The sequence below is a fragment of the Bradyrhizobium sp. HKCCYLS3013 genome (genome assembly GCF_051167615.1).
Taxonomy (GTDB): Bacteria; Pseudomonadota; Alphaproteobacteria; order Rhizobiales; family Xanthobacteraceae; genus Bradyrhizobium.
This window is the reverse complement of sequence record NZ_JBNPTK010000012.1, coordinates 223,383-240,696: the sequence shown is the minus strand read 5'-3', so window position 1 is coordinate 240,696 and position 17,314 is coordinate 223,383. Positions and strand designations below refer to the sequence as shown.

At 64.3% G+C, this 17,314-nt stretch carries 16 protein-coding genes, 2 tRNA genes and 2 pseudogenes; 13 read left to right on the top strand and 7 right to left on the bottom strand.

Annotation, left to right across the window (positions count from 1 at the left end):
• Window positions 1–579: 579 nt before the first annotated feature.
• The 4 genes and pseudogenes from ACQR1F_RS22180 to ACQR1F_RS22165 all read right to left on the bottom strand — a co-directional run.
• Window positions 580–1,126 (bottom strand): annotated as a pseudogene (locus ACQR1F_RS22180) (IS3 family transposase); the annotation flags it as partial.
• Between the two features lie 451 nt (window positions 1,127–1,577).
• Entirely contained in the window at window positions 1,578–1,931 is a 354-nt protein-coding gene (locus ACQR1F_RS22175; RefSeq protein ID WP_434913865.1) for a response regulator, read from the bottom strand.
• A gap of 187 nt (window positions 1,932–2,118) precedes the next feature.
• Window positions 2,119–2,805 carry a response regulator transcription factor gene (locus ACQR1F_RS22170; RefSeq protein WP_315801493.1) on the bottom strand — a complete coding sequence of 229 codons (687 nt, stop codon included), beginning with the start codon at window positions 2,803–2,805 and terminating at the stop codon, window positions 2,119–2,121.
• Window positions 2,786–3,520: a sensor histidine kinase gene (locus ACQR1F_RS22165; protein WP_434913864.1), complete on the bottom strand. Its 735-nt coding sequence runs from the start codon at window positions 3,518–3,520 to the stop codon at window positions 2,786–2,788. Before ACQR1F_RS22165 ends, ACQR1F_RS22170 begins: the two co-directional genes overlap by 20 nt.
• 243 nt (window positions 3,521–3,763) lie before the next feature.
• Between ACQR1F_RS22165 and ACQR1F_RS22160 the strand changes: the two are divergent.
• Window positions 3,764–4,288: pseudogene (locus ACQR1F_RS22160) on the top strand (methyl-accepting chemotaxis protein); the annotation flags it as partial.
• A 1,426-nt stretch (window positions 4,289–5,714) separates the two neighbouring features.
• On the opposite strand, the gene ACQR1F_RS22155 reads toward ACQR1F_RS22160, so the two are convergent.
• Complete coding sequence (locus ACQR1F_RS22155; protein WP_434913863.1) at window positions 5,715–6,131, bottom strand: hypothetical protein; 417 nt, start codon at window positions 6,129–6,131, stop codon at window positions 5,715–5,717.
• A 415-nt stretch (window positions 6,132–6,546) separates the two neighbouring features.
• On the opposite strand from ACQR1F_RS22155, the gene ACQR1F_RS22150 reads away from it, so the two are divergent.
• Window positions 6,547–7,080 (top strand): hypothetical protein, encoded by a 534-nt coding sequence (locus ACQR1F_RS22150; RefSeq protein WP_434913862.1) that lies wholly within the window; start codon window positions 6,547–6,549, stop codon window positions 7,078–7,080.
• Window positions 7,081–7,627: 547 nt separating this feature from the next.
• Here the strand turns inward: ACQR1F_RS22150 and ACQR1F_RS22145 are convergent.
• On the bottom strand, window positions 7,628–8,602 hold the full coding sequence (locus tag ACQR1F_RS22145; RefSeq protein ID WP_316239658.1) for an IS110 family transposase: 975 nt from the start codon (window positions 8,600–8,602) through the stop codon (window positions 7,628–7,630).
• Window positions 8,603–8,838: 236 nt separating this feature from the next.
• Between ACQR1F_RS22145 and ACQR1F_RS22140 the strand changes: the two genes are divergently transcribed.
• On the top strand, window positions 8,839–9,054 hold the full coding sequence (locus ACQR1F_RS22140) for a hypothetical protein (protein ID WP_315801491.1): 216 nt from the start codon (window positions 8,839–8,841) through the stop codon (window positions 9,052–9,054).
• Between the two features lie 5 nt (window positions 9,055–9,059).
• Here the strand turns inward: ACQR1F_RS22140 and ACQR1F_RS22135 are convergent.
• Window positions 9,060–9,134, bottom strand: a tRNA-Thr gene (locus tag ACQR1F_RS22135).
• A gap of 352 nt (window positions 9,135–9,486) precedes the next feature.
• Here ACQR1F_RS22135 and ACQR1F_RS22130 point away from each other — a divergent pair.
• From ACQR1F_RS22130 to ACQR1F_RS22085, 10 genes are all read left to right on the top strand, one after another.
• On the top strand, window positions 9,487–9,669 hold the full coding sequence (locus tag ACQR1F_RS22130; RefSeq protein ID WP_434913861.1) for a hypothetical protein: 183 nt from the start codon (window positions 9,487–9,489) through the stop codon (window positions 9,667–9,669).
• A 25-nt stretch (window positions 9,670–9,694) separates the two neighbouring features.
• Window positions 9,695–11,413, top strand: coding sequence for an FAD-dependent oxidoreductase (locus tag ACQR1F_RS22125; protein WP_315801489.1), 1,719 nt, complete (start codon window positions 9,695–9,697; stop codon window positions 11,411–11,413).
• Between the two features lie 136 nt (window positions 11,414–11,549).
• A complete protein-coding gene (gene murA / locus ACQR1F_RS22120; RefSeq protein WP_434913860.1) occupies window positions 11,550–12,839 on the top strand; it encodes a UDP-N-acetylglucosamine 1-carboxyvinyltransferase in 1,290 nt (429 codons plus the stop codon).
• 18 nt (window positions 12,840–12,857) lie between these two features.
• Window positions 12,858–13,307: a DUF2948 family protein gene (locus ACQR1F_RS22115; protein ID WP_316182252.1), complete on the top strand. Its 450-nt coding sequence runs from the start codon at window positions 12,858–12,860 to the stop codon at window positions 13,305–13,307.
• A gap of 87 nt (window positions 13,308–13,394) precedes the next feature.
• The gene (gene hisD, locus ACQR1F_RS22110; protein WP_315801486.1) at window positions 13,395–14,690 is read left to right on the top strand and encodes a histidinol dehydrogenase; all 1,296 of its coding nucleotides are present in this window, start codon (window positions 13,395–13,397) and stop codon (window positions 14,688–14,690) included.
• Window positions 14,687–15,193: a UPF0262 family protein gene (locus tag ACQR1F_RS22105; RefSeq protein ID WP_015663966.1), complete on the top strand. Its 507-nt coding sequence runs from the start codon at window positions 14,687–14,689 to the stop codon at window positions 15,191–15,193. Before hisD ends, ACQR1F_RS22105 begins: the two co-directional genes overlap by 4 nt.
• A gap of 54 nt (window positions 15,194–15,247) precedes the next feature.
• On the top strand, window positions 15,248–15,718 hold the full coding sequence (locus ACQR1F_RS22100) for a low molecular weight phosphatase family protein (RefSeq protein ID WP_316182256.1): 471 nt from the start codon (window positions 15,248–15,250) through the stop codon (window positions 15,716–15,718).
• A 181-nt stretch (window positions 15,719–15,899) separates the two neighbouring features.
• The gene (locus ACQR1F_RS22095; RefSeq protein WP_006613056.1) at window positions 15,900–16,529 is read left to right on the top strand and encodes a Maf-like protein; all 630 of its coding nucleotides are present in this window, start codon (window positions 15,900–15,902) and stop codon (window positions 16,527–16,529) included.
• A 48-nt stretch (window positions 16,530–16,577) separates the two neighbouring features.
• Window positions 16,578–16,775, top strand: coding sequence for a DNA gyrase inhibitor YacG (yacG, locus tag ACQR1F_RS22090; protein ID WP_434838069.1), 198 nt, complete (start codon window positions 16,578–16,580; stop codon window positions 16,773–16,775).
• Between the two features lie 174 nt (window positions 16,776–16,949).
• Window positions 16,950–17,025, top strand: a tRNA-Phe gene (locus ACQR1F_RS22085).
• Window positions 17,026–17,314: the final 289 nt, after the last annotated feature.

The following is a 17,314-nucleotide window of genomic DNA, read 5'->3' as shown; positions in this document are numbered from 1 at the left end:
GAGACCGGCTCGGCCTCGTCGCAGGTGCTGTCCGCCGCGAAGTCGCTGTCCGGCCAGAGCAGCCGCCTCCGCGACGAGGTCAGCAGGTTCCTCGACTCGGTGCGGGCGGCGTGAGGGTGCATTTTGCGTGGCCTCGACGAGGGCCGCGCATCGCCACCCGATCGCAGCAGCTGTAGCCCGCATGAGCGCAAGCGACATGCGGGGCAGGCCCCCTCAGATATCGGTGCCGCTCATGCGGGCTACAGCTACTCAGATCTGCGCTGCTGCCGATGCTCCGCGATCGGACTGATCGCGCCCTTTGTTCTTCTCGGCTGCCCCGTTCTCCCGCGAACGCGGGAATCCACAACCCCAGGCGGATGTTAGCTTGCGAGACACGTTCAACTGAAGTGGACCCCACGCACGGGACCATGGATCGCCGAAAATTAAGGTGTGATCGCGCCTGCCTTGTCGTTCAAATCAAGCAGCTTCCTGCTGCTGCGTTTGGGCCTGCTGTGGGGATGTGGGCAACGCGTTTGCGTTGTCCAAGCGAAGCGGCATATCCACAGTCTGGGCCGCCTCGATCACATCCATGCCGGCGCGCCATGCCGCCATGGGAAACTGATTGTTCATCGCCTGGTGCGGGCGGCGATGATTATAAAAGGTCATCCATGAGCCGATGCCGTCTCGCGCTTCGCGCCCGTCAGCATAGGCTTTCAGATGCACTTCCTCATACTTGATCGAGCGCCACAATCGTTCGATGAAGATGTTGTCCATGAAACGGCCGCGTCCGTCGATCGAAATCGCAATGCCTGCAGCCTCCAGCCTGCCGGTGAAGGCTGAGCTGGTGAACTGCGCGCCCTGATCGGTGTTGAAGATCTTAGGCCGGCCGTGCCGCGCCATCGCCTCGTCGGGCGCAGCGATGCAAAAGCCCGTATCCATCGTGTTCGACAAGCGCCACGCCAGCACCGCCCGGGTGGCTCAGTCGATGATCGCCACCAGATACAGGAACCCCTGCGCCATCGGAATGTAGGTGATGTCGGCCGCCCAGACGTGATTGGGCATCGGTGATGCTGACGCCGCGCAGCAGATAGGGATGGATCTTGTGGCCGGAGACGGCCTTGCTGGTGCCGGGGCGCGGGACCAGCGCCAGTACCGTTAACGGACCGCCGGACAATGGTTGAAGTTTCCGATACAGCTGCTCTTTGAGTTTTCCTTCCAACCCTCTCCCTTTGAGGGGTTTCCAAGACATGTCTTGCAAGAAGTGGTCGACGTCGTGCCCTTGCAACCTAGGTTTTTGTAGCAAGTGCCCGCATGGACGGTCCAAGGAATGAAAACAATCGCGACTATTGCGGCGGCGGTGCAGATATTTCTCATCGTTTTTTCCCATTTGAAGCGGTGATGGTCTCGATCGAGCCGATAAGCGAAGGGCTCGACCAGCATTTCGGTCGTCAAAGCGGGCACGACATTGGTAGCTACCAATGCTAACGCTGGAGACTTAAACCGACATCGGGGTCGCACCCCGTTTTCGCATTGGGAGAATCCCCCATGGGCCGCCCAGCTTCGCACGCGTGAACTTGCCGGACGCAGGCGGGCATGGATCAAGGCGCCGGTGCGCCGTAAGGGTCGCCGAGCAGCACGCTGCGGATCGCCACCAGAAGGTCTTCCGTCATCTCCCGCTTGGCGACGTAGCCGTCGGTGCCGGATTCGAAAGCGCGGCGGACGTATTGCGGCGAATCATGCCTGTTCAATCCAGGTAGCGGCAGACGAACAAAGCGCGCGCGAACGTCTCTCACCAGATCCAAACCATTGCTATCGCCAAGGAACAGATCGACGATCCCTAGATCGGGTTTCGTGGCCGCGATGGCCACGAGCGCATCCCGTTGGATGGCCGCCAAGGCACATACGACAATATCGGGCTCAGCATTGATCAGCGCGGTCAGCCTGCGCCGCATCAGGGGTGACTGTCCACAATGAGCAGACGCCGCTTGCGCCGTGCCGATCGCGCAGTCCGCTTTAGCGCCATGGACCAGACCGCGTGTTCGGCCGTCGCGCTTGCCGGAAAGCGGCTTGGTCGAGAAGTCATCGGCGCCATGGCAGACGTGTATGACACTAACCGCGCACTTGGGCGAACTTTATGACTCAACCCAATCGGGCGATTGTAACCCATTGAGCCGCGCGTTGGGCGAGTTCAGCAGCCGATTCGATCGCCAGCTTATTCTTGATGTGCTCAAGATGGGATTCTACCGTTTTGACGCTGCGGTTCAGTAGACCAGCGATCTGCCGCGTGGTTCGGCCCTGACCAACGAGCCGAAATACCTGCAATTCGCGATCGCTCAGCGTGCGCACTGGCGAGGCGGCCTCGAGCGGTCGCGCGCCGACGCATCGTTCAGCCAGCCGCCGCTGCAGAGCCTCGCTCATGTAGGTCTCGCCTGCAAGCACCCGACGAATGGCAGCGATCACGGTCGATTCGAGCTGTTGTTTGGTGACATAGCCGAGGGCGCCGGCGCAAAGCGCGCGCTCGGCGAACACCTCTTCGTCGTACATCGAAAGCACCAGCGAGCGAACGCCGGGATGACGCGCCTTGATTTCCTTGACGAGGTCTAGGCCGTCCTCGTCGCCGAGAGCAAGGTCTACGATCACCAGATCAGGGCGACTGATCGCGATGGTCTTGAGCGCGGCCACGCGCGTACCGACCGCGCCGTGAACGGCGAGGCCATTTTCCGCCTCGATGAGGGCGATCAACCCGCGGCACAGCACGGGATGATCGTCGACGACAAGCAGCCTCTTCCGCACCGCGTCCGCGGCTTCAGCCAGGCAAGTGGGCATCGCCGATACTTTCCTGCCGTTCGTAATTCGATAACAGCGGAAACGCGCACGCAACCATGACGCCGCGACGGGCCTGCGGCTCCACAGTGAGAGAACCGCCGATCGCCCGCGCGCGGTAGTCCATGGTATAAAGCCCGATGCCGTCATGATCGCGCCATTTTTCGGGAAGCCCGACACCGTTATCCCGGATGCTCAATAGTCCCGAGCCTGCAGTGCACGCCAGACGGATCTCGATTTCGTCGGCTCGGCCGTGGCTGACCGCATTGCGGACGGCTTCTTGGGCGATGCGCACGAGGTGGCTCGTGGTTTCGCGGCCAAGATCGGGACAAGGGTTATCTTCCACAAACGCACAAAAGGCGCCATGAGCGGCGCTGACGTTGCGGGCGAGGCTCTCAAGGGAGCCGACAAGATCCGCGCTATTCAGGCCGATCGAGCTGAGCCCACGAGCGAGGTCACGCGCCTCGCCGATGGTCTCGTTCAGCAATCGTACGAGTTCGGCCGCGGCCGCGGCGGGACTCGGTTGGCCACTCGCCGCCAAACTTCGCCACAGCGCCGCAGCTAGCGCCGCTAAGCCGGCGAGCGATTGGCAGAGCCCGTCGTGGAGTTCACGCCCGATGCGCTGCCTCTCGCGAGAGGCAATCGCAAGAATTTCACGTTCAAGAACTTCTTGTTGCCCAATATCGCGAGTTATGGCTTCGATCTGCTCCCGTTGCATCGAAGACCAGCCAGGTTTTCTCGTCACTAAGATACACCCTTAGGATGTATCACTAGTATGATCGAGTCAACTTCAAAGATCGATTTAAACCGCATAACTTTATGTACATTAAAGCTACGCGCCGCACCGTTGTAATTGTCGATCGACAGGGCGCCGATGAAGCTCATCGCGGGTATTACGGTGACAGTGCACGAAACGTATGCAGTGCCGCTCTACCGTTAAGTGCACTGTCACCGTAATACCAAGGCGGCGGCGCGGATCGGCGACGTCGTCGAGCTGATCAACGCGATCGCCGGGCAGACCAACCTGCTCGCGCTCAACGCCACCATCGAGGCCGCCCGCGCCGGCGAGGCCGGACGCGGCTTCGCGGTGGTCGCCTCGGAGGTGAAGGCGCTGGCCGAGCAGACCGCCAAGGCCACCGGCGAGATCGGCCAGCAGATCGGCGGCATCCAGGCGGCGACCCAGGAGTCGGTCGGCTCGATCAAGGAGATCGGCGAGACCATCGCCCGGATGTCGGAGATCGCCTCGGCCATCGCCTCCGCCGTCGAGGAGCAGAGCTCGGCGACGCGCGAGATCTCCCGCAACGTCCAGCAGGCGGCGCATGGCACCCAGCAGGTATCGGCGAACATCGCCAGCGTCCGGCATGGCGCCGACGAGACCGGCTCGGCCTCGTCGCAGGTGCTGTCCGCCGCGAAGTCGCTGTCCGGCCAGAGCAGCCGCCTCCGCGACGAAGTCAGCCGCTTCCTGGACTCGGTGCGGGCGGCGTGAGGCAGCGCCGGCTGCGGCCTCGGTGAAGCGTGGCGCTCACGGCGCCGGAATTGAAGTGGGAAGGTTGCAACAGCCCTGGTGCTGCCGGACAGGATTGAACTGTGCTGCACCCTTCCCGGCATGCTGATTGCCAGTAATTTAATACCTATCGGTACTCTATTGTGCTTAGCCAATCCCGACTCGGCGCGAAGCCGTGGCATGCCTGCCGATCCCTGCGCGTCGACCTAATCGGCGACGATAAACTCTCCATAGTAGAGAAGTAATACTGAGCGTGCTTCCTCCAGATCTGAAAAGACGCCGAGATCATCCCGGTCAGCCGAAAAGACAAAATAGGCGCCGGGCACGCCACGAATACCAACGGGATACCGCCCGAGATCCTGTTCCGCGTGAAATTCTTCGATTGCAGGAGCTTGATTTCCGAGCACATCGATGCACGCCTGCCGAAAGGCAATCGAAGCTATCCTGATCTAGCTCAGAAAGAGGTTGGATCAAATGCTGATTACTTTTCATGTGCTCAGCGAGCTTGGCTCTCAATTCAGAGTTTCTAATCGCGTCTATTTGGTTCGCTGAGAGCTTAAGCATCATTTGGCCCCATTCCTAAAGCTTTCGAACACGATGGTAAGCTGACGTAGTGGCCCTTCCGGGTGAACTTGGCCGCTGCGCGAGACCCGCGGCGAGCAGTCCCTTATTGCTTACGCGAGCTTATGCCCGTCATGAGCTATAGGCGCCTTCGGCGATGGGCAACGCGCACCCCCGCACGATAAGCTCCGGGGGCATCGATATCTCCGTGGCGTTGTTGCACAACTCGCCTGCAGAGTACGCTTATCCTAACGCCTGTTGTTGCCGACTTAGCTCACGCACGATCGCCCTAATGTCTGCAACGGAAAGAAGTCCCTCTTGATTTATCCAATCGACGCTATTTTCGCCCCTGTTTCCACTGAACTTCAAGTACTCCAAAAGCAGATGTTTTGCTGCAACGTCTTTGTCAACATTCGTCCTGTTACAGTATCCGATCGCCTGCCAATCCCATCGCCATGGATAGGAGTTGTCGTCAAGGGTACGTAGCCACATGACCCAGTACTTCTTTCGCGCTTGGAGATAGAACGCGCAGATACCATTGTTCATGGGGCCTTCTGCCCACTCGGCCTGGACCAATAGTTCGGGTGATCGTGGTACACCCTGTTTTGGCACTACGTCCGGCGCAAAACTCCCATAGCCTACCTCGAAATTGAACGGGACTGGACGAGACGGCAGGGATAGCACTTCAGAAATTCTTTGCTGCGGCATTTCCGACGGCAACATCGGGATTTTCGGTAAGCGGCTCATTGTACGAACCTATATAATAGCCCTTGTCGCCTGGCCTGCTGCTCATCGTATTCAGACATACGACACAGGTCGTACGTTCCAGCTATCCCAGATTATTGTCTTATGCTGGCAGGCCGTCATCAAGAATGAATTGGTTGCGCAGTGCTTCCACCGCCTCGCCCCGGTTCAGAAAGATGCCGAAGACATGGCGCGATGTCTCCCATCCTGCGCCCCAGCACACGATGACAACGATCTTATTTTCTTGCTCGTCACAAAACCAAATACCGGGTGTCACATCGTCATCCGGGGCCTCAAGCGCGTTCTTTACCTGCCACCTGAGCATGAGGCCAATTTCATCATCAGTAGGATCGGCTCCTCCTGAATTGAGCAACTCCGCCCTTTGCTCACCAAGATGATCTTCCAGTGCCCACCAGTCCGGCTCAAGCCGTAGCACAGTCGCGGTTGAGCTGTCGCGTGGAAGCGCATGGCCAAAAAATTCACCTCGTTCGGAGATCAATTCGTCCAGATCGATTGCCAATATGTTTCCCTCCACAACCATACACTTTCATTTAGCTGACCTGCCACCGAAGTTTCATCCAGCAGCATTTAGAGTCCGAGTGGGTTTTACGCCGATTGGCGCGAGTGGAAGCAACGTATTACGGTGACAGTGCATGAAACGTATGCAGTGCCGATCTACCGTTAAGTGCACTGTCACCGTGTGTCTCACTTGAGGGGTGCAGTCCAGTGCACTTAACGGCGAAGTGGTACAGCGACGAGCAGAACCCGCCGCCGATCCTGAAGTCACTGCATGAGACCAGGCGGCTACTGACCACTGAGGGGTGGTGCTATCGCCATGCCCAGGCGATCATGGTGGCGATTGACCAGTACGCGGAAGCCGCCACGATGCAGTGTGACCCATTGCGGAAATTGCACGGAATTGGCACGCTGGCGTGATGATCAACGACCTGCTTTCCGATATGCGTAAATGGGGCGTCTGTTTGATCGCCTATTGTGCTGCTTGCACGAGCGGAGTGGCCTGCACGCTGCCGGGTACACCAGCATCGCTATTAGGTATCCTCTTCGAGCATGTCCCAACCGATATTGACGCACCGGTTGCACTCGAAGCCACCATCTACGACGAAACGGATGTGAGTTACTCGGGAGGCCATACTATCACACTGATGAAAGCGCGAGTAGATCGAGTGATCAAGGGATCGGTCGATGCCGAGTATATCAGTATTTTTGTCCACCCAAATAGCTGCGGCCACGTCGGCGTCGGGCGTGGAATCGTTATCGGAACGCTTCGAGACGATCCTCAGCGCGGGATCATGTTGGAAGCAATCCAGAAGGCCGATATGCGGGACTGGTCCAAAGAATTTTTTGCAAGACACGTAGCAATTGTTGGGGCCGCAAAGTGCGAGACAAGCGAGCTCGGTGTCCGTGAGTGCCGCCTCTCCGGTAGTGGCCCGGAATCAACTCAACCCTAGTATCCGAAGCGAGCCTGCCTTCAGTCCCATTGCGGGTTACGATGAGGATTGCCAGTGCACTTATTCGGCCTCCCGCCGTAGCTCAGCACATACCCGCCATGCCCAAACTGCCCGTCGTGCCACTCTGCCGCAACATTTCCCCTTGTGCCGTCGGGCAAATCACCTGCACATTTCCGGCCGTCCCGCGCTCATCGAAGAGGGGCGTTCGCGAGTCGTCACGAGCGTTGGGTGGGGGATGCGGTGGCCGGGTCGGAGTTGCAGCGCGCATTCGCGAGCGGACGAACAACTTCGATACGGACGGTGAAATCGCGTGGTCCTGGCCTCCCGACGCTGAGGTCAAGCTCGCTGGTGTGCGTCGCGCGCATCGCGGGTGATGGGGGCAACAAAGCCCGGTCCCCAGGGAGCAACTGTCTTTTTTGTAGACCGGTGATCGGCCGGCCTCAAGGCTGGCGCGAAGGCGCGCCACCGCCTTCGGCGGCTGACGGCCTTGACCCCGTCCGCTCGCCGGTCTGTTGGCTTGGCGTGCGCTCGGGCGGAGCCCGAGCGGCTATGAGGCGCTCGACCCGTTCACAACGTGGAGCGCCGGATTCCACTTTTGGCGGCGTTTGACCATGACGTTGAGAATGCAGATCAGCTTGCGCATGCAGGCGGTCAGCGCGACCTTCTTCAACTTACCTTGGGCGAGCAGGCGCTCGTAGAAGGCCTTCAGGACTGGATTGCACCGCGTCGCGGCGCCCACGCAGGCCATGTAGAATGTGTTGCGAGTTCTGCGGCGTCCGCCCTTGACGTGCCGATCCCCGCGACGCCGGCCACTGTCATCATCGTACGGCGCAACACCCAGCAGCGCCGCGACGGCTTTGTCGCTGGTCTGGCCGAGCTCCGGCATGGTTGCTATCAGCGTAGCACACGTCGTGCGGCCGATGCCCGGAACGCTTTCGATGATCTCGGCGAGCTCCGCAAAATGCGGCGTGCTTTCGATCAGGGCGGAGATCTCTGCCTCGAGCTCGGCCAGCTCGGCGCTGATCGCCTTGGCGATGCGCGTATGCAGACGCTGTACTTCTACAGGCAATTTATGCTCGCCCTGGTTCTTCAGTCTGACCAGCATATCTTTCGTCGCTTGGCGCACATTGACCATCTGCTGAAGCTTCTCTCGGGCGGCATCGTAGGCTTGCACCGCAGCTTCGTTGAAGGTCTCGGCGAACCAGGCGATCGTGTCCGCATCGATACTGTCGTTCTTGGCCAGGCGCCCGGCCGATTGAGCGAAGCTCCGCACCCGCTTTGGATCGACGATACGAACGTCGATCTTGGCGGCTCGCACCAGTTTGGCCCACTCCCGCTCGTAGCCGCCGCTGGCCTCCATCACGACCTTGGTGACGCCGTGCCGGCGCAGCCACGCCACGAAGTCGCGCTGGCCTTCCTTCGTCCTTTCAAACATCTGCTTGGACCCGGGCGCTCGGGTACAAGCATCGACCTTATCCTTGGCGACATCGACACCCGCGACAACGAGATCATTCTGTGCCATCATCCAGCTCCCTTCCTTGCAAGGTGCGGGCTCGAAGCCCGTGCAACTGTTCGGGTTGAAGGAAGACACCGGACCTGTCCCACGCTCCCCGACAGGCTCTAGGGCCTTTGAGCACGATCGGGCTCAGATCCAGCGACGGGCGGTTGGTCAGAACCGCCCGTTCGCACATTCTGGCAGGTTTCGAACACACAAGAGCGCGTATAAGCCGTAAGCCCATTGCGCAGGGAGGGCCGGGTGTGTTCGGCCAGACCTGTGGTACCTGCCGCCTGCATTTTCTTTCGCAGGCGGGCCACGGGCGCGGCCAGCGCCCGGCCTTCCCTGCGCCCTCGATTTCCGGAGAGGGCGGTGCTGCAGCAGAGCTCGGACGCAAATTGCGCCGCGAGGCCGATGACGCGCATCCGCGCGTAGCCTGTGGTCCCGAGGCGTCGCCGAAGATCATGTTGGGGGAATGATGCCCTGGTGCTGCCGGACAGGATTGAACTGTCGACCTCTCCCTTACCAAGGGAGTGCTCTACCACTGAGCTACGGCAGCAAAGGGACTGGCGGGGACCGGCCCGAAGGGCGCGACCGAACGCGGGCGGTTCTTGCCACAAGGTCCCCGCCTGCGCAAGCGCGGCTCGCCCGGTTTTCCGGGAAAGACGTCAGCGTGATGCATGGAAATGGAGCGAAAGACCTCCGAATCGGCGCGAAATCGCCCGCTCGCGGCGGATTCTCGCGGTTGGCCGCTCAAGGTGCCCAACTGGCCGTCGCCGCGGCGGCAACTCCCCATCCGGGCAGGCGACGGCCGGCCGGGCGGAACCTACCGTCTGCGTCGCCAACGCCTCTTGGCTTTCGCATCTGCGGCCCCAATTGTGCCTCTGGTATGGGGTGACCGGGGGGAAGGGATGACGGATAAGACCGGGAAGGCGGCGCCGAAGGGCGCGCGCGAGGAGCGGCTGAAGCAGGCGCTGCGCGAGAACCTGAAGCGCCGCAAGGCACAGAGCCGCGCGCGCAGCCAGCCGGTGACGGCCGAGGAGCGAGGCCTGGACGAGGCCGCTGCCGGCGGTCCGGACGATTCGAAGTGTTGAGCAGATGACAGGCGGGGTGGGCGTGATGGCAGCGGATGACGGGATGACGGCGGATGCGGCGGCACAACGGGCGGAGCTCGCGAAGACGCTGCCGCGCTTCGACCAGACGTTTCCGGAGCTGACGCCGCCGGAGATCGCGCGTCTGCGCGGCTTCGGCGAGATCCAGAGCTATCGTGACGGCGAGCTGCTGTTCGAGACCGGCAAGCCCGGCCCCGGCATGTTCGTGATTCTCAAAGGCCATGTCGCGATCACCCAGCGTGACGGTCTCGGTCACGTCACGCCGGTGATCGACCAGGGGCCAGGGCAGTTTCTGGCCGAGATCGCCCAGCTCTCCGGCCGCGTCGCGCTGGTCGACGGCCATGCCGAGGGCGACGTCGAGGTCATCCTGATTCGTCCCGAACGGCTGCGCGCGCTGTTGATCGCCGAGGCCGAGCTCGGTGAGCGCATCATGCGGGCGCTGATCCTGCGCCGGGTGAATCTCATTCAGGGCGGCGCCGGCGGCCCGGTCATGATCGGGCCGCCGCAATCGGCCGCGATCGCGCGGCTGCAGAGCTTCCTCACCCGCAACGGATTTCCGCACCATCTGCTCGATCCCGCCACAGATCACGACGCGGCCGATCTGATCGTGCGCTATTCGCCGACGCCGGCCGAGCTGCCGCTGGTGGTGGTGTCCGACGGCAGCGTGCTGCGCAATCCCAGCGAGACCGAGCTGGCGCGTGCCGTCGGGATGATCGGCGGGCCGCGCGGCGAGAAGGTCTACGACGTCGCGGTCGTCGGCTGCGGGCCGGCGGGCCTTGCCACCGCCGTGTATGGCGCGTCGGAGGGGCTGACGGTCGCGGTGCTGGATTCGCGCGCGTTCGGCGGCCAGGCCGGCGCCAGCGCGCGCATCGAGAACTATTTCGGCTTCCCGACCGGCATCACCGGCCTCGCGCTGACCGCGCGCGCCTTCAACCAGGCACAGAAGTTCGGCGCCGAGATCATGATCCCGGTGTCGGTCAATGCGCTCGACTGCGAGCGCAAGGCCGGCGCCTTCGTGCTGGCGCTCGAGGGCGGCGACGAGGTGCGGGCGCGCGCGGTCGTGGTCGCGAGCGGCGCGCGCTATCGCCGGCCTGATCTTGCCCGGCTCAAGGAGTTCGAAGGCAGGGGCGTGTGGTACTGGGCCTCGCCGATCGAGGCGCGGCTGTGCGCCGGGCAGGAGGTTGCGCTGGTCGGCGGCGGCAATTCCGCGGGGCAGGCCGCGGTGTTTCTGTCGGGTCACGTCAAGAAGGTGCGGATGATCATCCGCGGCGGCGGGCTCGCCGCGTCGATGTCGCGCTATCTCATCGAGCGCATCGAGGCGACGCCGAACATCGAGCTGTTGTTCAACACCGAGGTGGTCGCGCTCGATGGCGGGGCAGACACGGGGCTCGAACGCATCACCTTGAAGAGCCGGCTGTCCGGCGAAGAGACGCCGGCCGACATCAGCAATCTCTTTCTGTTCGTCGGCGCCGATCCCGCCACCGGCTGGCTCGACGGCTGCGGCATCACGCTCGATCGCGCCGGCTTCGTCGTCACCGGCGCGCAGTCGGAGCAGAATGCCGGGCGGATGGTGTCGCCGCTCGAGACCTCGGTGCCCGGGGTCTATGCGGTCGGCGACGTCCGCTCCGGCTCGGTCAAGCGCGTCGGCGGCGCCATCGGCGAGGGCGCCCAGGTCGTCGCCGCGCTGCACGGGTTTCTGGCCGATGCGCTGGTCCCGCCGGTCTGATTCACGCGGCAGCCCGCACCGCCGGGGATGACTTTCCCGACGATGCGACCTGCCGTTGCGAACTCATCAAATCGCCGTAATGTCGGTCCTGTTGCGCCCATCTCACCCAATTTCCCGGCCAGCCAGCAGGACCAGCATGGATCGCATTCGCATCGTCGGCGGCAACCCGCTTCACGGCACCATCCCGATTTCGGGCGCGAAGAATGCCGCCCTGCCGCTGATGATCGCGGGTCTTCTGACGCCGGAGACACTGATCCTGGACAACGTCCCGCGGCTGGCCGACGTCGCGCAACTGCAGCGCATTCTCGGCAATCACGGCGTGGACATCATGTCGGTCGGCAAGCGTCCCGGCGATGGCCAATACCAGGGTCAGACGCTGCAGATCTCCGCGGCCAACATCATCGACACCATCGCTCCTTACGAGCTGGTGTCGCGGATGCGCGCCAGCTTCTGGGTGATCGCGCCGCTGCTCGCGCGCATGCACGAGGCGCGGGTGTCGTTGCCCGGCGGCTGCGCCATCGGCACGCGGCCGGTCGATCTCCTGATCATGGCGCTGGAGCGGCTCGGGGCCAGCATTGACATCGACGCAGGCTATGTCGTCGCCAAGGCGCCGGGCGGCCTGCGCGGCGGGACGATCGATTTCCCCAAGGTCACCGTCGGCGGCACTCATGTCGCGGTCATGGCGGCCGCGCTCGCCAAGGGCACGACCGTCATCACCAACGCCGCCTGCGAGCCGGAGATCACCGATCTCGCCGAGTGTCTCAACAAGATGGGCGCGCGTATCTCTGGCGCCGGCACGCCCCGTATCGAGATCGAGGGCGTGGCGTCGCTGCATGGCGCGCGCCATACCGTGCTGCCCGACCGCATCGAGGCCGGCACCTATGCGATCGCGACCGCCATGACCGGTGGCGACGTCCGCCTTGCCGGCGCGCGGCCGGAGCTGCTGCAATCGGCGCTCGACGTGCTGACCGAGGCGGGCGCCGAGATCTCGAGCGATGCCGAGGGCATCCGCGTCGTCAGAAACGGCCACGGCATCCGCCCGGTGCAGGTGACGACCGCGCCGTTCCCCGGCTTCCCGACCGACCTGCAGGCCCAGCTGATGGCGCTGATGGTCTGCGCGCAGGGCGCCTCGGCGATCACCGAGACCATCTTCGAGAACCGTTTCATGCACGTGCAGGAACTCGCGCGGTTCGGCGCGCGTATCAGTCTCGACGGCGAGACCGCGCGGATCGAGGGCACCTCGAATCTGCGTGGCGCGCCCGTGATGGCGACCGACCTGCGCGCCTCGGTGTCGCTGGTGATTGCCGGCCTTGCTGCGGAAGGCGAAACCATGATCAATCGCGTCTACCATCTCGATCGCGGCTTCGAGCGGCTGGAGGACAAGCTCAAGGCCTGCGGCGCCACGATCGAGCGCATTCGCGAGTGAGGTTGAAGGGATGATGCCGTGACCGACCGGCTCAAACTGATCGCGCTCGACGCCGACGATCTCGCCGTCATCTCGGCCCATGTGCAGGACGCGCGGGTGCAGGCGGCGGACATCATCTGGCGCCAGGCCGAGAAGCGGCTGGTGATCGGCATGAACCGGCTCGACTGGGATCAGGCGCTGCATGGCGAGAGCGAGCCGCGCCGGCTGCTGGCAGCGCTGCGCTTCGACCGCGTGCTGGCCTGCAAGTCGCGCCGCATCGACCTTGCCGCGCCCGAGGCAGCGCTGGAGCTGATCGGCATCGAATTCCACGCCGGCGCCGAGCCGCCGGCCGGCAGCGCGCTGCTGCTGTTCTCCCACGGCGGCGCATTGCGGCTGGATGTCGAATGCCTGGAATGCGAGCTGACCGATCTCGGCGAGGACGACCTCGGCACCAGCGATATCGATGGCGTTCCGCCGCTGACGGGGTAGGGGCTGGTTCAAAGGGTTGACGGCCCCGCGCCGCCGCGCCATTGAGCAGGAGGTCGGGGGCAGCCACCCCTTCGGAAAGTGCCAGAGATGCCCATTCGCCTGTCCCGCGCCAGCACCGATTTCGACGCCCAGTTTCGGCAGTTTCTCGCCGCCAAGCGCGAGACCTCCGCCGACGTCGAAGCCGCCGCCCGCGCCATCGTGGACGACGTCGCCAGGCGCGGCGATGCGGCGCTGCTCGAGGCGACGCGCAAGTTCGACCGGCTCGAGCTGACCGCCGCGTCGCTGCGCGTGAAGCCCGCCGAGATCGAGGCCGCGGTGAAGGCCTGCGACGCGGCTACCGTCGACGCGCTGAAATTCGCCCGTGACCGCATCGAGGCCTTTCACCTCAAGCAACTGCCGGCCGACCAGCGCTTCACCGACGCCGCCGGCGTCGAGCTCGGCTGGCGCTGGAGCGCGATCGAATCCGCCGGTCTTTACGTCCCCGGCGGCACTGCGGCCTATCCGTCCTCGGTGCTGATGAACGCCATTCCCGCCAAGGTCGCCGGCGTCGGGCGCCTCGTGATGGTGGTGCCGGCGCCGGACGGCAAGCTCAATCCGCTGGTGCTGGCGGCCGCCCATCTCGGCGGCGTGTCCGAGATCTACCGCGTCGGCGGCGCCCAGGCGGTGGCCGCGCTGGCGCATGGCACCGCGACGATCGCGCCGGTGGCAAAGATCGTCGGTCCGGGCAATGCCTATGTCGCCGCCGCCAAGCGGCTGGTGTTCGGCAAGGTCGGCATCGACATGATCGCCGGCCCCTCCGAGGTGCTGGTGATCGCCGACGACAGCGGCAATGCCGACTGGATCGCCGCCGACCTGCTCGCGCAGGCCGAGCACGACGCCAGCGCGCAGTCGATCCTGATCACCGACAGCCGCCGCCTGGCCGATGACGTCGCCCGCGCCGTCGAGGGCCAGCTCAAGACGCTTCCTCGCGCGGAGATCGCCGGCGCGTCATGGGCCGATTTCGGCGCCATCATCGAGGTCGACCATCTCGACCAGGCCGTGCCGCTCGCCGACGCCATCGCCGCCGAGCATCTGGAGATCATGACCGCCGACGCGGACGCGTTCGCCGCGAGGGTTCGCAATGCCGGCGCCATCTTCCTCGGCGCGCACACGCCGGAGGCGATCGGCGACTATGTCGGCGGCTCCAATCACGTGCTGCCCACCGCGCGCTCGGCGCGGTTCTCCTCCGGTCTCGGCGTGCTCGACTTCATGAAGCGCACGTCGCTGTTGAAATGCGGCCCCGAGCAGTTGCGCGCGCTGGGACCAGCGGCGATGACTCTGGGCAAGGCCGAGGGTCTCGACGCCCATTCACGCTCCGTGGGAATACGCCTCAATCTGCCATGACCCAGCACCCGCCAGGCGACGACCGGACCAATCGCATCGTGGCGGTGACGCTCGACGAGGAGTCGATCGGCCGCTCCGGTCCGGACATCGAGCATGAGCGGGCGATCGCGATCTACGACCTCGTCGAGGAGAATTTGTTCGCGCCCGAGGGCGCCGACGGCGCCGGCCCCTTCACCCTGCATCTCGGCATCACCGCCAACCGGCTGATGTTCGACATCCGCAGGGAGGACGGCACGCCGGTGGTGACGCACCTGTTGTCGCTGTCGCCGTTCCGGCGGATCGTGAAGGACTACTTCATGATCTGCGACAGCTACTACCAAGCGATCCGCACTGCGACGCCCGACAAGATCGAGGCGATCGACATGGGCCGCCGCGGCATCCATGACGAGGGCTCGCGCACCCTGCAGGAGCGGCTCAAGGGCAAGGTGCGGGTCGACTTCGAGACCTCGCGCCGGCTGTTCACTTTGATCACGGTGCTGCACTGGAAGGGCGAGGGCCAGTGATGCCGCCGGCCGCGATGCGCGCCTCCCAGCTTTCGGCCAAGGGCGCGTAGGCGCATGGCCGAGGGGCCGCCGCGCGCGCGCCAGCCGCAGGCGGTGCTGTTCGCCTGCGGCCAGAACAGCGTGCGCTCGCCGATGGCCGAGAGCCTGCTGCGCCAGATGTTTCCGCAGGCGCTGTACGTCCGCTCCGCCGGGGTCAAGAAGGGCGAGCTCGACCCATTCGCGGTGTCGGTGATGGCCGAGCTCGGCCAGGACATCTCGCAGCACAAGCCCACCACCTTCGAGGAGCTCGAGGACTGGGAGGGCCTGAACTTCGACCTCATCATCACCCTCTCGCCCGAGGCGCATCACAAGGCGCTGGAGCTGACCCGCACCATCGCCGCCGACGTCGAATATTGGCCGACGCCGGACCCGACCGGCGCCGACGGCAACCGCGAGCAGAAGCTGTCAGCCTATCGCGAGGTCTGCGACGGGCTGTTCACGCGGATCCGCAAGCGCTTCGGCAAGCCCGGGCCCGCCGGTCTGTAGATTTTCGGTTCCAGCACAGGTGTCATCGAACCGAAATACCAACGTCGTCCCCCGCTCAAATTCGCGCCGTAGAGCAGGCCTGTCGCAGCCTTGTCGCAGCCTTCGGGTTGTGGAATGACAGCCCTTCCGATAGGTTCCGCGCGCCCGCCCCGCCGCTTCCGAATCCCTCAGCGAAATCAGCATGCTCGGCCGTCCCAAAATCGTTCTTGCATCCGGTTCGCCCAGGCGTCTGGCGCTGCTCAACCAGGCCGGCATCGAGCCCGACGCGCTCCGCCCCGCCGATGTCGACGAGACGCCGAAGCGCGGCGAGCTGCCGCGCGCCTGCGCCAACCGTCTCGCCCGCGCCAAGGCCGATGCGGCGCTGAAATCGGTCCAGCTCGACGATGAGCTGCGCGGCGCCTTCATCATCTCCGCCGATACCGTGGTCGCCGTCGGCCGCCGCATCCTGCCGAAGGCTAACCTGGTCGACGAGGCCTCGCAGTGCCTGCGGCTGCTGTCGGGCCGCAACCATCGCGTCTACACCGCGATCACCCTGGTGACGCCGAAGGAGGCGTTTCGCCAGCGCCTGGTCGAGACCCGCGTCCGCTTCAAGCGGCTCAGCGAGGACGACATCCAGGCCTATATCGGCTCCGGCGAATGGCGGGGGAAGGCCGGCGGCTACGCCGTCCAGGGCATCGCCGGCTCGTTCGTGGTGAAGATGGTCGGCTCCTACACCAATGTCGTCGGCCTGCCGCTGTACGAGACCACGACGCTGCTCGCCGGCGAGGGCTTCCCGATCCGCTTCGGCTGGCTGAACACGGTCGGCGTCTGACGCGAACGAGGGGATGCATCGGTCGCCGCGCGCGCCTAGATAGCGGCCATGCCCGACGAATCGACCAGCCCGAAGACCGCCACCCCGGCCAAGCCCGTCCGCCGCTGCCCGATCTGCAACCGGCCGGCCGCCGAAGGCTCGCGCCCGTTCTGCTCGCCCCGCTGCCGCGACGTCGACCTGCATCGCTGGCTGAGCGGCTCCTATGTCATTCCGGCCGCCGAAGGCGACGAGGACGACGTCGAATAGATCAATATTCTCATGCTGTTGCGGCGGCGGTGCCGGGCGGCATCGGCGCGCACTCGGCGTGGCTGCGCAACCGCAAAAGGAATGTGAAAACTTCGCCTCAGGGCGGTAGACAGCGCCGCCCGCTCTGACTATAACCCGCCGGCTCGCCGGGCTTTTCTGCCCTTCACGAGACCTGCCCAGGTAGCTCAGTTGGTAGAGCATGCGACTGAAAATCGCAGTGTCGGTGGTTCGATTCCGCCCCTGGGCACCACGCTTCGCCCTTCGGGCTACGCGTGGCGCAGCCGCGCAGTAGTCCGCAGGGCGAAGCGTGCCCGGCGTAGCGCCTTCGCGAAGCCGGGCGTTTGAGCCCCCAGCTCTTGCTTGAGCCCCCCGCTCTCTGATCTCCGATCAACCCTGTCAAACAGCCCGCTACTCGCCGCAGCCGTAGCTCGCGCCCATGCCGCCGCGATCTCGCGGCCAAATCAGCCCGAGCTCTGCTGCAGTTGGCGTCCTCTTGAAAAGAGAGGGCGCAGGGAAGGCCGAGTGCCGACTGGCACCCA

Bases quoted from the DNA above. Each gene is read 5' to 3' on its own strand.
- ACQR1F_RS22175 (WP_434913865.1), bottom strand. From the start codon at position 1,931: ATGCGGCGCAGGCTGACCGCGCTGATCAATGCTGAGCCCGATATTGTC.
- ACQR1F_RS22170 (WP_315801493.1), bottom strand. From the start codon at position 2,805: ATGCCCACTTGCCTGGCTGAAGCCGCGGACGCGGTGCGGAAGAGGCTG.
- ACQR1F_RS22165 (WP_434913864.1), bottom strand. From the start codon at position 3,520: ATGCAACGGGAGCAGATCGAAGCCATAACTCGCGATATTGGGCAACAA.
- ACQR1F_RS22150 (WP_434913862.1), top strand. From the start codon at position 6,547: ATGATCAACGACCTGCTTTCCGATATGCGTAAATGGGGCGTCTGTTTG.
- ACQR1F_RS22145 (WP_316239658.1), bottom strand. From the start codon at position 8,602: ATGGCACAGAATGATCTCGTTGTCGCGGGTGTCGATGTCGCCAAGGAT.
- ACQR1F_RS22130 (WP_434913861.1), top strand. From the start codon at position 9,487: ATGACGGATAAGACCGGGAAGGCGGCGCCGAAGGGCGCGCGCGAGGAG.
- ACQR1F_RS22125 (WP_315801489.1), top strand. From the start codon at position 9,695: ATGGCAGCGGATGACGGGATGACGGCGGATGCGGCGGCACAACGGGCG.
- murA (WP_434913860.1), top strand. From the start codon at position 11,550: ATGGATCGCATTCGCATCGTCGGCGGCAACCCGCTTCACGGCACCATC.
- hisD (WP_315801486.1), top strand. From the start codon at position 13,395: ATGCCCATTCGCCTGTCCCGCGCCAGCACCGATTTCGACGCCCAGTTT.
- ACQR1F_RS22105 (WP_015663966.1), top strand. From the start codon at position 14,687: ATGACCCAGCACCCGCCAGGCGACGACCGGACCAATCGCATCGTGGCG.
- ACQR1F_RS22100 (WP_316182256.1), top strand. From the start codon at position 15,248: ATGGCCGAGGGGCCGCCGCGCGCGCGCCAGCCGCAGGCGGTGCTGTTC.
- ACQR1F_RS22095 (WP_006613056.1), top strand. From the start codon at position 15,900: ATGCTCGGCCGTCCCAAAATCGTTCTTGCATCCGGTTCGCCCAGGCGT.
- yacG (WP_434838069.1), top strand. From the start codon at position 16,578: ATGCCCGACGAATCGACCAGCCCGAAGACCGCCACCCCGGCCAAGCCC.